Origin of the sequence: Variovorax jilinensis, assembly GCF_030316885.1 — a bacterium.
In the GTDB taxonomy this organism is placed as follows: Bacteria; Pseudomonadota; Gammaproteobacteria; order Burkholderiales; family Burkholderiaceae_C; genus Variovorax; species Variovorax jilinensis.
Genome location: NZ_JASZYQ010000001.1, coordinates 994,971 through 1,013,475, shown reverse-complemented (window position 1 = coordinate 1,013,475; position 18,505 = coordinate 994,971). Strand labels below are relative to the sequence as shown.

Annotated in this window: 15 protein-coding genes; 5 read left to right on the top strand and 10 right to left on the bottom strand. The window is 72.2% G+C overall.

Going from position 1 to position 18,505, the window contains the following annotated elements:
* Positions 1–7 precede the first annotated feature (7 nt).
* The gene (locus QTH87_RS04870; protein WP_286608027.1) at positions 8–916 is read left to right on the top strand and encodes a DMT family transporter; all 909 of its coding nucleotides are present in this window, start codon (positions 8–10) and stop codon (positions 914–916) included.
* Here QTH87_RS04870 and QTH87_RS04865 read toward each other — a convergent pair.
* The gene (locus QTH87_RS04865; RefSeq protein WP_286607351.1) at positions 869–1,603 is read right to left on the bottom strand and encodes a DUF1345 domain-containing protein; all 735 of its coding nucleotides are present in this window, start codon (positions 1,601–1,603) and stop codon (positions 869–871) included. The genes QTH87_RS04870 and QTH87_RS04865 overlap by 48 nt on opposite strands.
* A gap of 97 nt (positions 1,604–1,700) precedes the next feature.
* Between QTH87_RS04865 and QTH87_RS04860 the strand changes: the two genes are divergently transcribed.
* The 4 genes from QTH87_RS04860 to cueR all read left to right on the top strand — a co-directional run bounded on the left by QTH87_RS04860 (position 1,701) and on the right by cueR (position 6,493).
* Positions 1,701–2,438 carry a c-type cytochrome gene (locus QTH87_RS04860; protein WP_286607350.1) on the top strand — a complete coding sequence of 246 codons (738 nt, stop codon included), beginning with the start codon at positions 1,701–1,703 and terminating at the stop codon, positions 2,436–2,438.
* A 6-nt stretch (positions 2,439–2,444) separates the two neighbouring features.
* Entirely contained in the window at positions 2,445–3,743 is a 1,299-nt protein-coding gene (locus tag QTH87_RS04855) for a c-type cytochrome (RefSeq protein WP_286607349.1), read from the top strand.
* Positions 3,744–3,848: 105 nt separating this feature from the next.
* Positions 3,849–6,095 (top strand): heavy metal translocating P-type ATPase, encoded by a 2,247-nt coding sequence (locus tag QTH87_RS04850; RefSeq protein ID WP_286607347.1) that lies wholly within the window; start codon positions 3,849–3,851, stop codon positions 6,093–6,095.
* A 2-nt stretch (positions 6,096–6,097) separates the two neighbouring features.
* Positions 6,098–6,493, top strand: coding sequence for a Cu(I)-responsive transcriptional regulator (gene cueR / locus QTH87_RS04845; protein WP_286607346.1), 396 nt, complete (start codon positions 6,098–6,100; stop codon positions 6,491–6,493).
* A 21-nt stretch (positions 6,494–6,514) separates the two neighbouring features.
* On the opposite strand, the gene QTH87_RS04840 is transcribed toward cueR, so the two are convergent.
* From QTH87_RS04840 to QTH87_RS04800, 9 genes are all read right to left on the bottom strand, one after another.
* Positions 6,515–8,857, bottom strand: coding sequence for a fatty acid cis/trans isomerase (locus tag QTH87_RS04840; protein WP_286607345.1), 2,343 nt, complete (start codon positions 8,855–8,857; stop codon positions 6,515–6,517).
* 61 nt (positions 8,858–8,918) lie between these two features.
* Complete coding sequence (locus tag QTH87_RS04835; protein WP_286607344.1) at positions 8,919–9,227, bottom strand: copper-binding protein; 309 nt, start codon at positions 9,225–9,227, stop codon at positions 8,919–8,921.
* Positions 9,228–9,257: 30 nt separating this feature from the next.
* Positions 9,258–10,661: a multicopper oxidase domain-containing protein gene (locus QTH87_RS04830; protein ID WP_286607343.1), complete on the bottom strand. Its 1,404-nt coding sequence runs from the start codon at positions 10,659–10,661 to the stop codon at positions 9,258–9,260.
* The gene (locus QTH87_RS04825; protein ID WP_286607342.1) at positions 10,658–12,058 is read right to left on the bottom strand and encodes a TolC family protein; all 1,401 of its coding nucleotides are present in this window, start codon (positions 12,056–12,058) and stop codon (positions 10,658–10,660) included. Before QTH87_RS04825 ends, QTH87_RS04830 begins: the two co-directional genes overlap by 4 nt.
* Positions 12,059–12,182: 124 nt before the next feature.
* On the bottom strand, positions 12,183–12,587 hold the full coding sequence (locus QTH87_RS04820; RefSeq protein ID WP_286607340.1) for a hypothetical protein: 405 nt from the start codon (positions 12,585–12,587) through the stop codon (positions 12,183–12,185).
* 38 nt (positions 12,588–12,625) lie between these two features.
* A complete protein-coding gene (locus QTH87_RS04815; protein WP_286607339.1) occupies positions 12,626–13,228 on the bottom strand; it encodes a HEAT repeat domain-containing protein in 603 nt (200 codons plus the stop codon).
* Between the two features lie 40 nt (positions 13,229–13,268).
* Positions 13,269–14,948: an eCIS core domain-containing protein gene (locus QTH87_RS04810; protein WP_286607338.1), complete on the bottom strand. Its 1,680-nt coding sequence runs from the start codon at positions 14,946–14,948 to the stop codon at positions 13,269–13,271.
* 149 nt (positions 14,949–15,097) lie between these two features.
* The gene (locus tag QTH87_RS04805; RefSeq protein ID WP_286607336.1) at positions 15,098–17,056 is read right to left on the bottom strand and encodes an AAA family ATPase; all 1,959 of its coding nucleotides are present in this window, start codon (positions 17,054–17,056) and stop codon (positions 15,098–15,100) included.
* Positions 17,053–18,486: a hypothetical protein gene (locus tag QTH87_RS04800; RefSeq protein ID WP_286607334.1), complete on the bottom strand. Its 1,434-nt coding sequence runs from the start codon at positions 18,484–18,486 to the stop codon at positions 17,053–17,055. The genes QTH87_RS04805 and QTH87_RS04800 overlap by 4 nt, the downstream gene beginning before the upstream one ends.
* Between the last annotated feature and the right edge of the window lie 19 nt (positions 18,487–18,505).

The following is an 18,505-nucleotide window of genomic DNA, read 5'->3' as shown; positions in this document are numbered from 1 at the left end:
GCCCGTCATCGCTCCGCGCGCCAGCCGCGCCTGGCTGATCGACCTGGTCCTGCTCGGCGCGCTGTGGGGCGCGTCCTTCCTGTTCATGCGCATCGGCGCGGCCGAGTTCGGCGCCCTGCCGACCGCCGCGGTGCGGGTCGGGGTCGCGATGCTGTTCCTGCTGCCGCTGCTGCTGCTGCGTGGCCAGTGGGCCGCGCTGCGCCAGCACTGGAAGCCGGCGCTGAGCATCGGCATCCTGAACTCGGGCCTGCCCTTCGCGTTCTTCGCCTTCGCCCTGCTCACGCTCACGAGCGGGCTCGGGGCGGTGCTGAACGCCACCGTGCCGATGTTCGGCGCGCTGGTCGCCTGGGCCCTGTTCAACGACCGCCCGGACGGCTCGCGCATCCTCGGGCTGGTGATCGGCTTCACGGGCGTCGCGATGCTGGCCGGCCGCAGCGCGGGCTTCCATTCGGGCGCCGATGAAAGCGCGGTGCTGTGGGCGATCGGCGCCTGCCTCGCGGCCTGCATCTGCTATGCGTTCTCGGCCAACCTCACGCGCCGTTACCTCTCCGGCGTGCCAGCGCTCGCGACCGCCACCGGCAGCCAGGTCGGCGCCACGCTGGCGCTTGCCCTGCCGGCCGCCTGGCTGTGGCCCACCCAGATGCCGAGCCTTCGGGCCTGGCTCGCGCTGGTGGCCCTGGGCACCGCCTGCACCGGCCTGGCCTACATCCTGTTCTTCCGCCTGATCGAGCGGGCCGGGCCCGCGCGCGCGCTGACCGTGACCTTCCTGGTGCCGGTATTCGCGATCTTCTACGGCGTGGTGTTCCTCGGCGAGCACGTGACGGCGTGGATGCTGCTGTGCGCCGTGGTGATCGTCTGCGGCGTGGCGCTATCGACAGGACTGGTGAAGCTGGGCCGTCGTGCCGCCGCCCGATGAGCCGCCGTCCCCCGAGTTCTGCATCAGCGATGCGACGACGTTGATCGACATGGCCAGCACCAGCAGGTTGAACACGAACGACAGCACGCCATGGACCAGCGTGATGCGCCGCATCTCGCGCGAGCTGACCTGCACGTCCGACACCTGCGAGGTCATGCCGACCACGAAGGAATGGTAGAGAAAGTCGAAATAGTCGGGCTCGAGCTTGCCCGGGAACTGCAGGCCCGGCCCTTCGGTCGCCGGGTCCATCTCGGACTGGTAGTAGCGGTGCGCGTAGTGGAAGGCGTAGATCGTGTGGATCATCAGCCACGAGCCGCCGAGCGCCAGCAGCCCGAGCGCGATATGGCCCGCCCGCTCTGCGCCGCAAAGCTGGGGCACGCGCTGCAGCAGCATCGCGATCACGCCCATGCTGACCGCGATGACGCTGACCATGATGGCCAGGATCAGCGCGCTCGGCTGGTCCTGCGACTGGGCCCGCGAGCGCGTGCGCTCGGCGTTGGAATGCTCGGCCAGCCACCAGGCCGGCAGCAGGTAGGCCGCGGCACCCGCGCACCATCCGATCAGGCCGCGCGCCACGCCGTCCGAAGGATTCGGCAGCAGACCCAGCCCGAAGCCCAGCGCGAGGCCGATCGCGGCGCTGATCAGCAGGCGGGCCCAGCCGGGCATCTGGACGTATCGGAAGTGCATCGGGCGACTGTAGCCGCTCGCGTGCGCAACTGATCCGGTCGAATCACGCAGCACTGACCCTGTTCTTTTGCCCGCCCATCGCCGACAGTCGCAGCTCATGATCCATTTCCGCTTCCTGCCATCGTCGTGGCGCTGCCTGGCGCTGCCGTTGCTGCTGCTCGCGGTGGCCGGCGCGACGGCGTCGTCTGCCGCCACCCCGCCGATGCAGCTCCCCGACACCATCGCCCAGCGCGCCGCGGCCTGCATCGCCTGCCACGGCCGCGAGGGCGCGAGCACCGACGGCGGCTATTTCCCGCGACTGTCGGGCAAGCCCGCGGGCTACCTTTTCAACCAGCTGCAGAGCTTTCGCGACGGGCGGCGCTTCAATGCCGACATGACCCGCATGGTGCAGCACCTGTCGGACGACTACCTGCGCGAGCTCGCAGCCTATTTCGCCGGGCTGGACCTGCCCTATCCGCGCGTGCCCGCTGACAGCGACGCCTCCGCCGCCATGCTCGCGCGCGGCCGTGCCCTGGTCTTCGAGGGCGATGCGCAACGCGGCATCCCGGCCTGCACGCAGTGCCACGGGCAGGCGCTCACGGGCGTGCAGCCGGGCATTCCGGGCCTGCTCGGGCTGCCGCGCCTCTACCTCTCGTCGCAGCTCGGCGCCTGGCTCACGCACGACCGGCGCGCGCCCGCGCCCGACTGCATGGCCGAGGTGGGACGCAAGCTCTCCACCGCCGACATCAACGCCGTGACCAGCTGGCTCGCGCTGCAGCCGGTTCCCGCCGATTCCCACGCGGTCGCGGCCCTGCCGGGTCCGCTGCCGCAGCCCTGCAGCGCGATGCCGCGCTGAACGCCCATGCGACGTCCTTTCCAACTGCTGATCTTCATCGTGGCGCTGGCCATCGCGGTGCTGGTCGCCGTCGTGGCGCTGAACCTGCGCGGCGAGGACCCGCTGCCCGACCCTGCGGCCGCAGCCGCCGAATGGAAGCCCGACGCGGCGACCGTCGAGCGCGGCCGCTACCTCGCGCTGGCAGGCAACTGCGCGGGCTGCCACACGGCACGCGGCGGCGCCGACTATGCGGGCGGTGTCGGCATCGAGACGCCCTTCGGCACCGTGTTCTCGAGCAACCTCACGCCCGACCCGAAGGCCGGCATCGGCAGCTGGAACGCAGCGCACTTCTGGCGCGCGATGCACAACGGCCGCTCGAAGGACGGGCGCCTGCTCTACCCGGCCTTTCCGTACCCGAGCTTCACGCGCGTGACGCGCGAGGATTCGGACGCGATCTTCGCGTACCTGCGCAGCCTGCCGCCGGACGCGTCGCCGAATCCGCCGCACCGGCTGCGCTTTCCCTACGACACGCAGGCCGCGCTTGCCGTGTGGCGGGCACTGTCGTTCAAGCCGGGCAGCTTCGCGCCCGATCCGGCGCAGCCGGCCGAATGGAACCGCGGCGCCTACCTGGTCGAGGGCCTGGGCCACTGCATCGCCTGCCACGGCACGCGCAACGTGCTCGGCGCCACGCAGGAAAGGCTGGGCCTCTCGGGCGGCCTGATCCCGGTCGAGAACTGGTATGCGCCCTCGCTGGCCTCGGCGCGCGAGGCCGGCGTGGCGGGATGGAACCCGCACGACATCGTCGCGCTGCTCAAGACCGGCACCTCGGCCCGCGGCTCGGTCATGGGGCCGATGGCCGACGTGGTGTTCCGCAGCACCCAGCACCTCGACGAGGCCGACCTGCGGGCGATGGCCGGCTACCTGAAGGCTCTGCCCGAGGCCGATGCCGATGCTGCTGCCGCCGCGCCGGGGCGATCGAGGGCTGCGGCCGGACCGCGCGACCCGCGGGTGATGGCGCGCGGCGAGAAGGTCTACGACCAGCGCTGCGCCTACTGCCACGGCGACGTCGGCCAGGGTGCCGAGGGCGCCTACCCGCCGCTCGCCGGCAATCGCGCGGTGCTGATGGATTCGCCGGTCAACCTGATCCAGATCGTGCGGCACGGCGGCTTCCTGCCGGCCACTGCGGGCAATCCACGGCCCTACGGCATGCCGCCGTTCAACCAGGTGCTCGACGACGAGGACGTGGCCGCCGTGCTGAGCTTCGTGCGCGGCGCCTGGGGCAATGCCGCGCCGATGGTCACGGCGAGCGACATGCTCCGGCGCTGACGCGCGACGCCATCGCGTCGCCGAAAGGGTTGACCTTTCCATGATGGTAAGGTTGACACTTCTTCCGAAGCCGCACGCATCGCGGCCGGAAGGACCCCTTTCAAGATGAGTTCCCTTGCTGCATTCCCGCCGGTCGCCACCGGCCCCCAGGCCTGGTCGCTGCCGATCGAAGGCATGAGCTGCGCCTCGTGCGTGACGCGCGTCGAGAAGGCGCTGGTCGCGCTGCAAGGCGTCAGCGATGCCAGCGTCAACCTCGCGACCGAAGCCGCCAGCGTGCACACCGACGGCTCGATCGGCCTCGACAGGCTGCGCGCCGCCATCGAGAAGGCCGGCTACACGGTCGGCGAGGCCCACCTCGAGGGCCAGGAGCCGGATGCCGACACGCTCGAGGCCGCGCACGCATCGGCGCCGCCGCGCGCCCGTGCGGGCCGTCGGGTGGCATGGGCGGCGCTGTTGTCGGCACCGCTCGCGCTGCCGATGTTCGGCATGCTGGCGGGCCACGACTGGATGCTGCCGGGTTGGGTGCAACTGCTGCTCGCGACGCCGGTGCAGTTCTGGCTCGGCGCGCGCTTCTACCGCGCGGGCTGGGCGGCCCTGCGCGCGGGCGCCGGCAACATGGACCTGCTGGTGGCGCTCGGCACCAGTGCGGCCTACGGCCTGAGCCTCTACCTGCTGATCGCGCACGACGGCCACGGCATGCCGCCGCACCTGTACTTCGAGGCCTCGGCCGTCGTCATCACGCTGGTGCTGCTCGGCAAGTGGCTCGAGGCCCGCGCCAAGCGCCAGACCACCGAAGCCATCCGCGCGCTGCAGGCGCTGCGACCCGACCACGCCCTGGTGCGGCGCGGGGGTGTCGACCAGGAACTGCCGCTGGCGCAGGTGCGCATCGGCGACATGGTCGTCGTGCGGCCCGGGGAGCGCGTGCCGGTCGATGGCCGGGTCGCCGAAGGCACGAGCGAGGTCGACGAATCGCTCATCAGCGGCGAGAGCCTGCCCGTGGCCAAGCAGCCCGGCGCCCGGGTGACCGGCGGCGCGGTCAACGGCGAAGGACTGCTGCTGGTGGAGACCACCGCCATCGGCGCCGAATCGACGCTGGCGCGCATCGTGCGGCTGGTGGAGTCGGCGCAGGCGAAGAAGGCGCCGATCCAGCGACTGGTCGACAAGGTGAGCGCCGTCTTCGTGCCGGTGGTGATCGGCATCGCCCTGCTCACGCTGCTGGGCTGGGGCCTCGGGACAGGCCGCTGGGAAGACGCGATCCTCAATGCGGTCGCGGTGCTGGTGATCGCCTGCCCGTGCGCCCTCGGCCTGGCCACGCCGGCCGCGATCATGGCCGGCACCGGCGCCGCGGCGCGCCAGGGCGTGCTGATCAAGGACGCCGAGGCTCTGGAGCTCGCGCATGCGGTCGGCATCGTGGCATTCGACAAGACCGGCACGCTGACCGAGGGCCGCCCCGAGCTGGTCGCCTGCGAGGCGGTCGACGGCGACACCCGGTCGCTGCTGCGCGCGAGCGCCGCGATCCAGGCCGGCAGCGAGCATCCGCTGGCGCGCGCGGTGCTGAAGGCCGCGCACCGAGATGGCATCGAGCCGCCGCGCGCGAGCGAGCTCAAGGCAGTGGCGGGCCGCGGCGTTGCGGCCACGGTCGAGGGCCGCGCGCTGCGGCTCGGGAGCGGTCGCTACATGCAGGAACTCTCGGTGCCGATCGGCGCACTGGCCGCGCGTGCACGGCAGTTGCAGGACGAGGGGCGCACGGTCTCGTGGCTGGCCGACGTCGGCACGCCGCCGACCCTGCTCGGCCTGCTGGCCTTCGGCGACCAGCTCAAGGAAGGCGCCGCGGCGGCCATCGGGCACCTGCATGCGCAGGGCATCCGCACCGCCCTGGTCTCGGGCGACAACCGCGGCAGCGCCGAGGCGGTCGCGCGGCTGCTCGGCATCGGCACGGTGCGCGCCGAGGTCCTGCCCGAGGACAAGGCGAGCATCGTCGCGGCATTCAAGGCCGAGGGCCGCAAGGTCGCCATGGTCGGTGACGGCATCAACGATGCGCCCGCGTTGGCAGCGGCCGACGTCGGCATCGCGATGTCCACCGGCACGGATGTCGCGATGCACGCGGCCGGCATCACGCTGATGCGCGGCGATCCGTCGCTGGTCGGCGATGCGATCGAGATCTCGCGCCGCACCTACGCGAAGATCCGGCAGAACCTGTTCTGGGCCTTCGCCTACAACGTGGTCGGCATTCCGCTGGCCGCCTTCGGGCTGCTGAGCCCGGTGATCGCGGGCGCCGCGATGGCCTTCAGCAGCGTGAGCGTGGTCGGCAACGCGCTGCTGCTGCGGCGCTGGAAGGGAAAGGGACACTGAGCATGGAACCGTTCAACATCGGCACCGCGGCGGCGCGCTCGGGCGTGTCGGCCAAGATGGTCCGGCACTACGAATCGCTGGGCCTGCTGCCCGAGGTGGCCCGCACCGATGCGGGCTACCGGCAATACACGGACAGCAACGTCCACACGCTGCGCTTCATCCGGCGCGCGCGCGACCTCGGATTCAGCATGGCCGAGATCGCCGAGCTGCTGAAGCTGTGGCAGAACAAGGAGCGCGCCAGCGCCGACGTGAAGCGCATCGCGCTCGCCCATGCGCAGGACCTGCATCACCGCATCGAGCAGATGAGCGCCATGAAGCGCACGCTGGAGCGGCTCGCCGACTGCTGCCACGGCGACCATCGGCCGGATTGCCCGATCCTCGACGAGCTGGGGTCCTGAGCGCGAAGGCGCCGCGTTCCCTCAGCGGTTCTCGAAGCGGTTCAAGTCCAGGATGCCGGCCTGCAGTGGCTGGTCGCGCCGGTAGCGCTCGACCAGCCCGTCGCTGACCGCCCAGAACTCGGGGTTGGTGCGGCGCACCGCGAAGCGTTCGGAGAAGGCCGCGTAGTCGGCCTCGGAACGCAGCTTGCCGATCGCCTCGGCCAGCGCGGGCAGCTGCGCCGGACTCACACGGTAGAAGGCATTCGGATAGGCGCCGATGACGCCGGGCACCAGGGTCAGCGTGTTCTCGTCGGGAAGCAGTTCCTTGCGCTCGCCGACCAGGTGCGACACGGTGGCATGCGCCGTGTTGCGCAGCAGGCTGTAGGTGGCGGGCGCGACGCCAGGGCCTTCGACCACCAGCGCGGCTTCCTCGGGCAGCCACTGCAGCCCCGGACCGCGCACCGCCTCGACCTGGCGCAACGACGGCTGCAGCGCCGGCGGCGCGCGGTCGAGCGCGAAGTTCGTCGCCAGCACCGGCGCGAGGCGCGCCTTCATCATGCCGAGCAGTTCGAGCCGCGGGTCGGCGGTCTGGTAGCGGATGCCGCTTTCGACCGGCAGCGTGGTCGACGGCCCGCCGTAGACCTGCTCGCGTGTGGCCTGGCTGTCGGCGCGGTACCACTGATCGCGCGTCGCGATGCGCTGCGCCTGGGGCAGCAGGATCAGGAAGTTGAACTCGCCCTCCATGCGCAGGAAGTCCATGTAGAGACGCGAGTTGAGCTGGTGGCCGACGTTGCCGAAGACGTCGTAGTTGGCCACCAGCAGGTAGTGGATGCGCTCGAGCAGCGGATAGCCGATGACCCAGGCGGTCTTGGGCGCATCGCCGACCAGGCCCTTCACCACGCTGGCGCTGTCGAAGTGCCTGAAGACCGTGAGTCCGGCGTTGTCGTTGCGGCCGTCGCCGTCCCACATCAGGCGCAGGTCGAGCTTCTCGGGCCCACTCAGGGCACGCGCAAGGAAGTCGGTCTTCACGCGCAGGTACTGGTTCTCGAGCCGCGCGTATTCGAGCCACGGCGCCAGGACCCGCTCGTTGCTGCTGCCGGTGGGCAGCCGCAGCAGGTTGCGGTCGCGCGACAGCAGTTCGGCCTGTTCGCTGTCGGCACGGCTGCCAGGTGCCGCGAAGGTGACCCAGAAGCGATCCTCGATGACGTCGAGCGCCATCTGGCCGCGGCACACGGGCCCCTTGATGAAGCCCATGATCGTGAACTCGGCCTCGTCCAGCATGAAGCGGTAGCGCGCGTCCACCGGCAGCGCCGCGAAGGTCGAGAACGGATTGGCCGCGGTGTCGGCGCTGTAGCCCGGCAGCCGGTCGACCGTGAACGGCGCATCGTGGAACAGCGCGCGCCAGCGGGCCATGCGCGCGGCACCGAGCGCATAGGGCATGTGGGTCTTGGCGACGATGGTCTCGCGCTCCGGCACCAGGCGGTAGTACACGCGCTCGACGCCGGGATCGTCCACCGGCCGCCGGCTCGCGATCAGTTGCACCGGCTGGCCCGGCGGCGTGACCGAACGCACCAGCTTGAAGAACTGGCGCCCGGCGTCGTCGTCGAAATACAGGTGCGCCAGGAACAGGTGCTCGTAGGCGTAGCGGCTGAAGAGCCGGTCCTTCATCGAATCGCCGTTGAAGAAGCGCTCCCACATCGCGATGCGCTGCAGCGCCAGCGGCGTCAGCGCGGGCGGGCCCTCGAACGGCGCGCCGCGTTCGATCCAGCGCTTGAGCACGTCCTGCTCGACCGGCGCCAGCCCGGGCAGTCCGAAAGGCATGCCGGCCAGCGGCATCTTGCGTTCGTAGTCGTCGATCTGGGCGCCGACCGGGCACATCGCCTCGCGGTCGATCGTGAAATCGAGCCCGCCGCCGACCACGCCGTGCGTGGGCAGCGGGTTCTTCTCCTTCAGCACCAGCAGGCGGTGCATGAGGCTCGCGGCACGATTGGCCTCGGCGGTCGGCGCATGCTCGTTGAGCACCGGGAAGAAGCCCAGGTCGCGCCATTCCGAAGGCTGCTGCGCATCGACGAAGAGCCGCGTCGGCTGCGCCGCGAGCAGCCGCGAAGCGTCGTAGACCGGCGTCTGGCTGGCGCCGCGCGCCAGGCCTTCCCAGGCGGTCGTCTTGAGCTGGCACGGCGCGTCGTAGCAGGCGTGGCAGACCACGCAACGCCGGTCCAGGATCGGCTGGATCGTCTGGGCATAGGACTCGCCGGCCGCAGGCACCAGGGGATGGTCGAAGCGCTTGGGGTCCGAAGGGCCGTAGAGCTGGTCGAAGCGGTCGATGGCCAAAGTGGTGCATGCAGCGACCAGAACGACGAGAAACAGGGATGCGGCACGACGCATGAACAGACTTCCGACAGGTCGATGGGATGCCTGCGACTGTACCCGGCACCCGCCCGCGCCGTCAGCGCGCCGCTTCGATCCGCGTCACTGTGAGTCGCCCCTGGATCTGCTCGGCGTGGAAGCGTACCTTGTCGCCGGGTCGGACCGCGTCGAGCATGGCGCCGTCGGCAACCCGGAACACCATCGTCATGCCGGGCATGTCGAGGTTTTCGAGCGGACCGTGCGCGAGCGTCAGACGGCCGGCCTCCTTGTCGACCTTGCGGACTTCGCCCTCGCTGAGCGGCATGGCGGCGGCGGCCTGCGCGTGGGCGGCGCCGGCGAGCATCAGGGCGGCGGCGGCCGCGAGGATCATCTTCGGGAACGTGTTCATGGCAATGTGCTTCGTTGAATGGATGGCAGATCAATGGCCCGCATGCGGACCCGGCTTGCGGACCCGCACCTCGGTGTCGCCGGCGCGCGCCGGGCGGGCGTCGGACGTGGCATCGGGCGCGCGCGGCGCAGGCTGCGGCGGTCCGGCCACCTCGCGCGCCTGCGTGCCGGGCGGATGCCGGAACCAGCCCGGATCGGCGTAGTCGCCGCGACGCTGGCCACGGCGCACCTTGAGCACGCTGAACATGCCGCCCATGCCGATCGGGCCGAAGGGCCCGTCGCCGGCCATCATCGGCAGCGTGTTGTCGGGCAGCGGCATCTCCATCTCGCTCATCTCGTGCATGCCGCGCTCGCCCATCGCCATGTAGCCCGGTACCAGCCGCGCCAACTTGCCCGCCAGGTCGCGCTGGTCGACGCCGAGCATGTTGGGCACATCGTGGCCCATGGCGTTCATCGTGTGATGGCTCTTGTGGCAGTGGAAGGCCCAGTCGCCCTCCTCGTCGGCCACGAACTCGAGCTGCCGCATCTGGCCCACCGCGACGTCGGCCGTCACCTCGGGCCAGCGCGCCGCGAGCGGCCGCGGGCCGCCGTCACCGCCCGTGACAGTGAACTCGTGGCCGTGCAGGTGCATCGGATGGTTGGTCATCGTGAGGTTGCCGACCCGGATGCGGACCCTGTCGCCCTGCCGCGCGACCAGCGGATCGATGCCCGGGAAGACGCGGCTGTTCCACGACCAGAGGTTGAAGTCGAGCATGGTCGCGATCTTCGGCGTCGCGCTGCCGGGCTCGATGTCGTAGGCGTTGAGCAGCAGAACGTAGTCGCGGTCGACCGCCTCGATCAGCGGGTTCGGCGCCCTGGGATGCGTGATCCACGAACCCATCATGCCCATGGCCATCTGCACCATCTCGTCGGCATGCGGGTGGTACATGAAGGTGCCGGGCCGGCGCGCGACGAACTCGTAGACGAAGGTCTTGCCGGGCGCGATGGCCGGCTGCGTGAGACCCGACACGCCGTCCATGCCGTTCGGTAGCCGCTGGCCGTGCCAGTGGATGCTGGTGGCCTCGGGCAGCCGGTTGGTGACGAAGATGCGCACCCGATCGCCCTCCACCACCTCGATCGTGGGACCGGGCGACTGCCCGTTGTAGCCCCACAGCCTGGCCTTGAAGCCCGGCGCCATCTCGCGCACGACCGGCTCGGCCACCAGGTGGAACTCCTTCACGCCCTGGTTCATGCGCCAGGGGAGGGTCCAGCCGTTGAGCGTGACCACGGGGTTGTAGGGGCGGCCGCTGGCCGGCTGCAGCGGCGGCATGGTGTCGGGCCGTGTCTGCAGCACCGGCTCGGGCAGCGCGGCCATCGCGGCGCGCGCGACCGAGGCGGTGGCCATGGCGCCCGCGATCGCGCCGGCGCCGCTGAGGAATTTGCGTCGGGGGTTCATGGGGTCTCGAAGGTGGTGGTGGACGTCGGCGGACGTCCGATCAGGGAAGCCGCGAGTGCGGCATCGGCGAGCCAGAACTGCTGCTCGGCATCGATCGCGGCGCGCACGCCTGCGATCTGCTCACGCGTCTCGGCCAGCAGCTCGAAGACGCCGATCAGCATGCCGTTGTAGCGCAGCAGGTTCTCCTCGGCGATGCGCTGGCGCAGCGGCAGGATCTCGTCGCGGTGGCGCTGCGCGAGCGCCCATGCGCTGCGATAGCCGGCGTAATCCTCGCGCAGCTGCGATGCGGCGCCGCGCGCGGTGGCCTGGTAGCGATTCAGCGCCGCGAGCGCCTGCGCATCGAGTGCGTCGCGCCGGCTCGTGCCGAGGTCGAACAGCGGCAGCCGGATGTCGAGCTCCCAGCCGCTGCGGGTCGCGCGCGTGTCGCCCGCGAAGACGCTGTCGTGGCGGCCGCCGAGCTCGGCATCGACGAAGCTCGGCACCAGATCGAGACCCTGCGACTTCGCCGCGGCATCGAGGCGCGCGCGCGCAAGCTGCAGGTCGATGCGCTGCGAACCGGCATCGGCCGCCAGCGCCAGGGCATCGCGCAGCTTGCGCGGCAGCTCGGGCAGGCGGGGCGGCAGAACCAGCCGCGCGGCCTGCGCATCGTCGAGGCCCAGTACCCGAACCAGCGCCTCGCGGCTCGCGACCGCGGCCTGCTCGGCCTGCGTGCGCTGGATGCCCGCATCGGCCTCGAACACCTGCTGGCGCGCCTGCTGCAGGCGGCTGAAGTTGCCGGCCTGCTGCATGCGGCGCGCCAGTTCGGCGCCGGCATCCGCAGCCTCCGCCACCTGCTTCGCATAGGCCAGCGACTGCCCCGCCGCGACCGCACGCACCCAGGCCTGTCGCACCTGCGTCACCTGGTCGACCACGCTGGCCGCCAGTTGCAGCCGGGCCTGCTCGCTCAGGCTCTTCGAGAGCGAGAGCCGTTGCGGCAGCAGCAGGAGGTCGACGAGGCCCACCGACAGCAGCCGGCCGATCTCGAGCTCGTCGCCGAGCCGCAGGCGCTCGAACTTGAACAGCGGATTGACCGGCCGTCCGGCCTGGTCGGCCGCCGCCAGCTCGGCCCAGCGCTCGGCCAGCAGCGCCTGCAGCGCGGGGCTGTTGACCAGCGCCAGGCGCACCGCGTCGTCTTCGGACAGCGGCGCGGACAGCAGCGAATCGGCCAGCGCAGCGCGAGCCGCGCGCTGCTCCGGCGTGCGCGCGAGCGAGAGATCGCCGCGGGTGAATGCGGCAGTGCGCGCATCGGTGTCGCGCAGGGCCTGGTCGATGTCGACGGTGCCGCAGCCGGCTGCGAGCAGCGTGGCCGCGAGCACGAGGGAAAGGACCGGCCATCGGGCCGGCGGACGAGAGAGCATGGAAGCCTCGCAAGGAACATGAACGTGGCGTCGGCAGGCCTCGACGAGGCCGGACGGCGAGCGATGCATGGACGTGCGTCGACGCCCGCCGGCGGCTTCGACAGCCGCCGGAGGCAGGACGCGATCAGGCGCGAGGAGGCTTGTCGGGGACGCGCGGCGCGCGGGTCGCGAGCGCGCGGGCCGGCTCGGCCAGATCGGCCGCCGGCAGCAGATGGGCCGGGACGGCCGGCAGCACGCTGGTCAGCGCAACCGCATGGCAGGCGGCGCAGTTGGCGCAGGGGTGGGATTCGTCGGCGGACGCGTGGTGCGACGCGGCGGCGTGTGCATCGGCGGAAGCGGCATCGAGGGCGGCGCCGTCGGCATGGCCATGGTGCGCGTGCGTGGCCATATCGTGGTCCACCGCCATCGGTGCGGCCGCGGCGGCTGCCTGCTGCGGCCCCGCGCACAGCGCCATCGATGCGGCCGCATACCCCTGCAGGGGCACGGCGAACATCAGCAGGCACATGAGGAACACGCGAACGCGGGACATCCGCCGATTCTACGGGCTGCGATTCGCCGCCACGGCCGCTATGGGCAATGGACGGCGATCCATCGCGCCCACTGTGCCGCGGCGGCCCTTCGGGCCGTCTCGTCGGCGCCATTCGGATCGTAGGAACCCAGCGACCGCCACAACGTCGCCCAGTCGCCGGCATCCGGCATCGCCGACACCAGCGCCTGCACCACCGCGAAGGCGCGCTGGCGCGTCATCGGCAGCGGCGCGTCGAGCAGCGGCGCGACCGACGGCAGCACGTCGCGGCCGCGCGCGATCAGCACGTAGGTGGCCACGGTATGCGGCGCATGCAGCAGGTCGGGGAAATCGTCGATGGTGCGCACCAGCGCATCGAGGGCGCGCGGATCGCCGATCGAGGCCAGGCCCTGCGCCGCACGGCCGCGCACCTTCGGCTCGGCATCGGCGAGCGCTGCGGCCAGCGCGTCGGCGGCGCGCGGGTCGGCGATCTCGGCCAGCCCCTGCGCGGCCTTCTCGCGCACCTCGGGGTCGGCGCTTGCGAGCGCGCGCAGCAAGGTCGGGGTGGAGGCGCGGCCGGCCACCACGAGCGCCGCGAGGGCGCTCGCGCGTTCGGTCGCGGAGGCGGCATCGAGTCCGCCGAACTCGGCGCTGGTGCTGCTCATGACATACGTCCTCTCGGCAGCGCTTCGGTATTCGTGCGGCTCATGGCCCAGCCGCCGGCGCAGTGGCCGGTCGCGAGAAGCTCACGACCACGCGCCGGTTGGCCCAGCGGTTGGCCTCGCGCGACTGGTCGGCCCCGAGCGCCGCGTCGCCGCCCTGGTCGCCCGTGCCGGCGTCGGCGGTGGCGGCGGTCGAGGCGCCGTGGCCCAGGGAGATCGCATCGAAGCGCCCGGCAGCGAGGCCGCGCGCCATCAGCGCCGCCTGCACCGCATCGACCCGCCGCATCGAGAGCGCCGCGTTGTAGGCACCCCGGCCGCCCACCTGGTCGGCGAAGCCCTCGAGCGAGACGGTGACGTCGCCATGGCGCTGCAGGTAGGGCATGAAGTCGTCGATGCGCGCGGCCTCACCGGCAGCGAGCAGGTCGCTGTCGAAATCGAAGTAGAAGCTCACGGGCTCGTGGACATAGAAGTCGCGATGCCGCTCGAGCGTCTCGCCGAAGGTGGCGCTGGCCGTGTCGGCCACCGAGAGATGCTCGTCGGTCACGCGGCCCGCGCGCAGGCCGAAGCCCCAGTGGACGGCACCGAGCTCGATGCCCTTGTCCTGCGCCATCGCGACCGACTCGAATTCGAAGTCGAGGTTGAACGAGGTGCTGGCCACGCCGGGCGTGTCGTAGAGCGCGGCCGAGCGGATGTCGGCCGCATCGTTGGAGCGCTTGAAGCCCGGCGTGTGGCCCATCACGCCGCCGATGCCGCCGCCGTAGAAGTCGGGCTGCGCGACCTGCCCCACGGCACCGGTGATGCCCGGCCCGGCGGGCTCGAAGGGAAAGGCGGTCGACAGCCCCTGGCGCGCGGGCGCGGCCGGCGCGCCGACGTTGCCCTGGTGGTGCACGTCGGTGAAGAAGCCGCCTTCGACGCCCGCTGCGGCGTTGTCCTCGGTCAGGATGCCGGGCTTGCCGAGCGCACCGCGCGCCGCCCGGTCGGCCGGCATGGTGGCGGGCGCCACGTCGGCGCCCGTGAGGTCGGTGAGCTTCACGATCTGCACCATCTCGATCTGGTTCGAGAGCGGCGCATCCTCGCCCGGCACGAAGCGGATGTAGCCGTCGAGGCCGCTCGCGGTCGGCGGCGTGTCGACCGCGCCTTCGCGGGTCTGGAGGTCGATCTCGAAGCCGCCGTTCGCGACCGCGAAGCTGCCGTTGCGGCTGCGCTGGATCGCATTCGGCGCCGCACCGAGGCCCGGCCCGCCGCCCGACTGCTGCACCACGTGCGAGAGCTCATGGGTGGTCAGCGCATCGTCGGCCGGCGCATGGCCGGCGCCGAAGAAGACGTCGTGGCCGTGGGTGAAGGCATCGGCGCCGATGTCGCGCGCGAGCAGCGCGGCCTGCGGCCCCGTGTGCGTGCGGACGGCACCGAAGTCGGCGCCCAGCCGCGCCTCCATCGCGGCGCGCGTACGGCCGTCGAGCGCCGCGCCGGTCGAGCCGGCCTGCTCGGCGATGGACGATGGCGCGGACGACGCTGCAACCGCCGGCGGCGCGCCCTGCCCCAGCGCAAGCGGCGCCAGGCCCGCGCGCGCCGCGTGTGCGTCGGCCTCGCGCTCACGGGCGTCGGCCTCGCGTCCCAGCGGCACCTGCAGGAAGCGCTGCACGCCGCTGCCCGTGCGGGTCGCGGCCTTTCGCACGCCGGGATTCGCGGCCGCGTTGTCGTGCCTGGCCGGCGCTGTGCTCATGCGTCCGTTCACATGTCTCATGGCAGTTTCCTCGGGGTCATCGTCGCTCTCCGGTGAAGCCCTGACGGCCGCGCCACGCGCGCGCAGCAACACGACCTTGCAGCATCTTCCGGAACGCGCACCAGCGCAAGCTGCAGCGGGCCGGCACGCTAGATTCCCGCGGGCATCTGGCGCCCGAGCTTGCGGTATTCGGCCTCGATCGCGCTGCGCAGCGTTGCATAGTCGATCGCACCCGTGCCGGCATCGGCTGCGGCGGCCAACGTCGCATTTCGGATATGCCCGCCCGCGAGATCGCAGGAAGCCGCGATCCGGTTGACCTGCGCGATCTCGAGGCCGTGGTGCGTGCCCAGATGCGCGAGCCACAGCGCGCGCCGCTCCTGCGGCCCCGGCATCGGGAACTCGATGATCGCGTCGAGCCGCCGCGTGAAGGCGCTGTCGAAGCGCGAGCGGCTGTTGCTGGTCAGCACCGCAATGCCGTCGAAGGATTCGATGCGCTGCAGCAGATAGTTGGTCTGCTGGTTGGCGAAGCGGTCGTTGGCGTCCTTGACGTCGGTGCGCTTGCCGAAGAGGGAATCGGCCTCGTCGAACAGCAGCACCACCTCGGCATGCTCGGCGCGCGCGAACAGCTGCGCGAGGTTCTTCTCGGTCTCGCCGATGTACTTGCTCGCCACCGAGGCCAGGTCCACACGGTAGAGCGGCAGGCCGAGCTGCGAGGCCAGCCAGGCGACGGCAAGGGTCTTGCCGGTGCCGGACGCGCCCACCAGCAGCGCCCGCACGCCGGGCCGGTAGCGCGTGCGCGCCGAGGGCCCGAGCGCATCGGCGAGCCCCTCGCGCCGCATGCAGCGCCGGCACAGCGCCTGCAGTGCGGCCTGCAGCTCGGGCGGCATCACGAGGGCCTCGTCGGGCACCTCGTCGGGCACCCGCTGCGCGAGCGTTCCGAGCTCGCCGGCCGCGCCCAGGCGCGCCGCCTGCTTGACGTGGTGCTCGGACAGCGTCTCGTCACCGGCCAGCCGCGCCTGGTGCCGCGCCGCCCGCACCAGATGCGCGACGTGGGCAGGCGCGTGCCGATGGGTGCGGCCGATGCGCTCGGCGGCGGCCGGATCGAGGTGCGCCTGCCACAGCGCCACGCGCTCGTCGGGCAGCGGCAGCGGCACGCGCCAGCTGCCCACGGCGTCGCCGTCGCGCTCGAAGCTGCCGTCGATGCCGCAAGCGAGCAGCAGGGGGCCCCGATGACCCGGCAGTTCGGGCAGCCGGCGCGACTCGCCGGGCGCCAGCTCGGTGCACAGCACCGGCGCCGCGCGGCGCAGCCAGAGCCAGGGCGCCAGCCCGCGCGGCAGCTCGCCATCGACGAAGGCCGGCTGCAGGCCGAGCGCGGTCGCCACCAGCGCGGCTGCACCCTGCGCCTCGCGCGGATGGCCGCTGCGCACCGCGAGCACGCTGGCGCCCGTGGCCGCATGGCGCAGGGCCGAGGCCTGCCGGGAAGCCGCCTCGCGCAGCGAGGCCGGCGCATCGGCCGGCACCGGCCCGATGCGCACGCCGGGCCACAGGCCGCGCGAGCCGCCCGCACCGCGCAACGCAAGCACGATCGGCACCGGCATCTGCAAGGCCTGCTCGGGCAGCGGATGCCTGTCGTCGTCGACCACGAGCAGGCCGCAGGCGCGCGCCGGTCCGTCGACCAGGGCCGCGAGCGCATCGGGCAGGCCGAGCCGTGCAGCCAGCGTCAGCACCAAGCCGATGGTGGGGCGCGCCACGCCGGTGGGCGCCTGCAGCCAGGCGAGCACCCGCCCGGCCATCGGATCGAACTCCACCGCCGCGGCGAGCGCGACCGCAATGCATTCGGCCTCGGCCAGGCCGAAGGCGCCCGCGAGCGCATGCACTCGTGCGTCGCTCTCGGGCGGCCCACGCAGCCAGTCGGCCAGCGTCCAGCCGCCCGCCAGCTGCGCCCGGGCCCGCAGCCAGTCGGCCTCGGCGCCGTGCGATTCGGTGTCGGCCAGCGTCGCGAGCGCGAGCATGTGCAGCGGCGGCACGGCAGGTTTCGCAGCCGCCGCCGTGGACGTGCCTGCCGGTGCGGCAGCGGCTCGCGCGGTCAGCGGCTCCGACGCGCTCATGGCGATCTCGGCGCGTCGCCGTAGTGGAAGGTCACGACCCGACCGAACCAGGGCAGCCAGCCCGGATCGATGTCGAGCCCGATGCGGCGCACGCGCAGATCGACCGCGTCGATGCCGAAGTGCAGATCGGCATGCGTCGGCGTGAGGCCGAGCCCTCCGGGCCGCAACACCAGTCGCGCGAGTCCGATGCCCGCATGGCGTCGCAGCCAGCCGCGAAGCTCGGCCAGCCAGCCCCGCAACGCGTGCGGCAGGAGCGGCGCCGCGTCGCCCACGAGCGCGCGGATCGGATCGTCCGCGGCCAAGCGCAGGCGATCGAGCACCGCGCACAGGATCGCGCGCGTCCACGCCGCCGCATCGCCGCCCGCGCGCTCCGCGCGACGCGGCAGCCCCAGCCGGTCGAGCACGGGCAGCAGGAACAGCAGGCCCGCAGCGCGCGTGGGCATCGCGGCCAGCAATGCGAAGTCCTCGCCGCGATCACCGCCTGCAGGCGCCATCGGCTCGACATCGGTGGCCCGACCCAGCGCGGCATCGATCGCCACTGCGGGACCTTCGAAGTCGACAGACCCCGTCGCCGATTCAAGCGCGCGAACCCGATCGACGCCGCGCTCCCCGTCATCGGCCGGCGCGCGCTGCTGCCCGAGTGTTGCAGCGGAACCGGGCACTTTCGCCATCGGCGGCGTGGCCAGGTGCAAGGCCGGCCCGGCACTCGGCATCGATGCCGTCCCGCCGCGAACCTGCGCCGATGCATCGGCGTACTGCCGCACCGGCCCGCCGCCCGCGTCGAGCACGCTGTCGAGCCAGGCCGGCAGACGCACGCTCGATGAAACATCGCGCCCGATGCCTTGCGATGAAGGCACGCGCATGCGCAGCCCGGCCTGTTCCACGAGTGCGACGCCGAAGGGCTCCGGCAGCACCGCCGCGAGCCGCGGCGCGAGGCCATCGCTTGCCAGTGCGCACGCCCAGGCCGGCAGCGCCACCCTCGCCTCCTCGGACAGCGCCAGGCCGCGCGCGATCGCGCTCAGGTTGGCGGCCACGTCTTCGGCAGCGCGGAACCCGGGCACGGCGAGCGGCCAATACCAGGCAGTGCAGGCGTGGTCACGCAGCAGGCGGCGCGCCAGTGCCACCCGTGCATGCCAGGCGCTCGCGAATACGACGTGCGAGGCATCGCGGGCATCGCCGATGGCGCCCTCGGTCCAGCGCACCGCCTGCAGGTCGAGCCGCCGCTCGATCAGGCGCGCGAGCGATTGCGTCGAACCCTGCGCCGGAATACGGCCGAGCGAGAGTCGGCGCACCAGCATGAATCTCGCGCCGGCATCGGGCAGGCTCGCACAGCGCAGGGCGTCCTCGAGGCGTGGCACCGCGGCATGCGCCGCCTCGTCGCTGGCGGCCATCAGCCGCAGGCGCCTCGCGTGACGTTGCGGCAATGCCATCGCTTTCGTCCCGCGTGGC

Coding starts and splice junctions, on each gene's coding strand:
- QTH87_RS04830 (WP_286607343.1), bottom strand. CDS start 10,661: ATGAACCCCCGACGCAAATTCCTCAGCGGCGCCGGCGCGATCGCGGGC.
- QTH87_RS04840 (WP_286607345.1), bottom strand. CDS start 8,857: ATGCGTCGTGCCGCATCCCTGTTTCTCGTCGTTCTGGTCGCTGCATGC.
- QTH87_RS04835 (WP_286607344.1), bottom strand. CDS start 9,227: ATGAACACGTTCCCGAAGATGATCCTCGCGGCCGCCGCCGCCCTGATG.
- QTH87_RS04850 (WP_286607347.1), top strand. CDS start 3,849: ATGAGTTCCCTTGCTGCATTCCCGCCGGTCGCCACCGGCCCCCAGGCC.
- QTH87_RS04815 (WP_286607339.1), bottom strand. CDS start 13,228: ATGAGCAGCACCAGCGCCGAGTTCGGCGGACTCGATGCCGCCTCCGCG.
- QTH87_RS04855 (WP_286607349.1), top strand. CDS start 2,445: ATGCGACGTCCTTTCCAACTGCTGATCTTCATCGTGGCGCTGGCCATC.
- QTH87_RS04805 (WP_286607336.1), bottom strand. CDS start 17,056: ATGAGCGCGTCGGAGCCGCTGACCGCGCGAGCCGCTGCCGCACCGGCA.
- QTH87_RS04865 (WP_286607351.1), bottom strand. CDS start 1,603: ATGCACTTCCGATACGTCCAGATGCCCGGCTGGGCCCGCCTGCTGATC.
- QTH87_RS04810 (WP_286607338.1), bottom strand. CDS start 14,948: ATGAGCACAGCGCCGGCCAGGCACGACAACGCGGCCGCGAATCCCGGC.
- cueR (WP_286607346.1), top strand. CDS start 6,098: ATGGAACCGTTCAACATCGGCACCGCGGCGGCGCGCTCGGGCGTGTCG.
- QTH87_RS04825 (WP_286607342.1), bottom strand. CDS start 12,058: ATGCTCTCTCGTCCGCCGGCCCGATGGCCGGTCCTTTCCCTCGTGCTC.
- QTH87_RS04820 (WP_286607340.1), bottom strand. CDS start 12,587: ATGTCCCGCGTTCGCGTGTTCCTCATGTGCCTGCTGATGTTCGCCGTG.
- QTH87_RS04860 (WP_286607350.1), top strand. CDS start 1,701: ATGATCCATTTCCGCTTCCTGCCATCGTCGTGGCGCTGCCTGGCGCTG.
- QTH87_RS04800 (WP_286607334.1), bottom strand. CDS start 18,486: ATGGCATTGCCGCAACGTCACGCGAGGCGCCTGCGGCTGATGGCCGCC.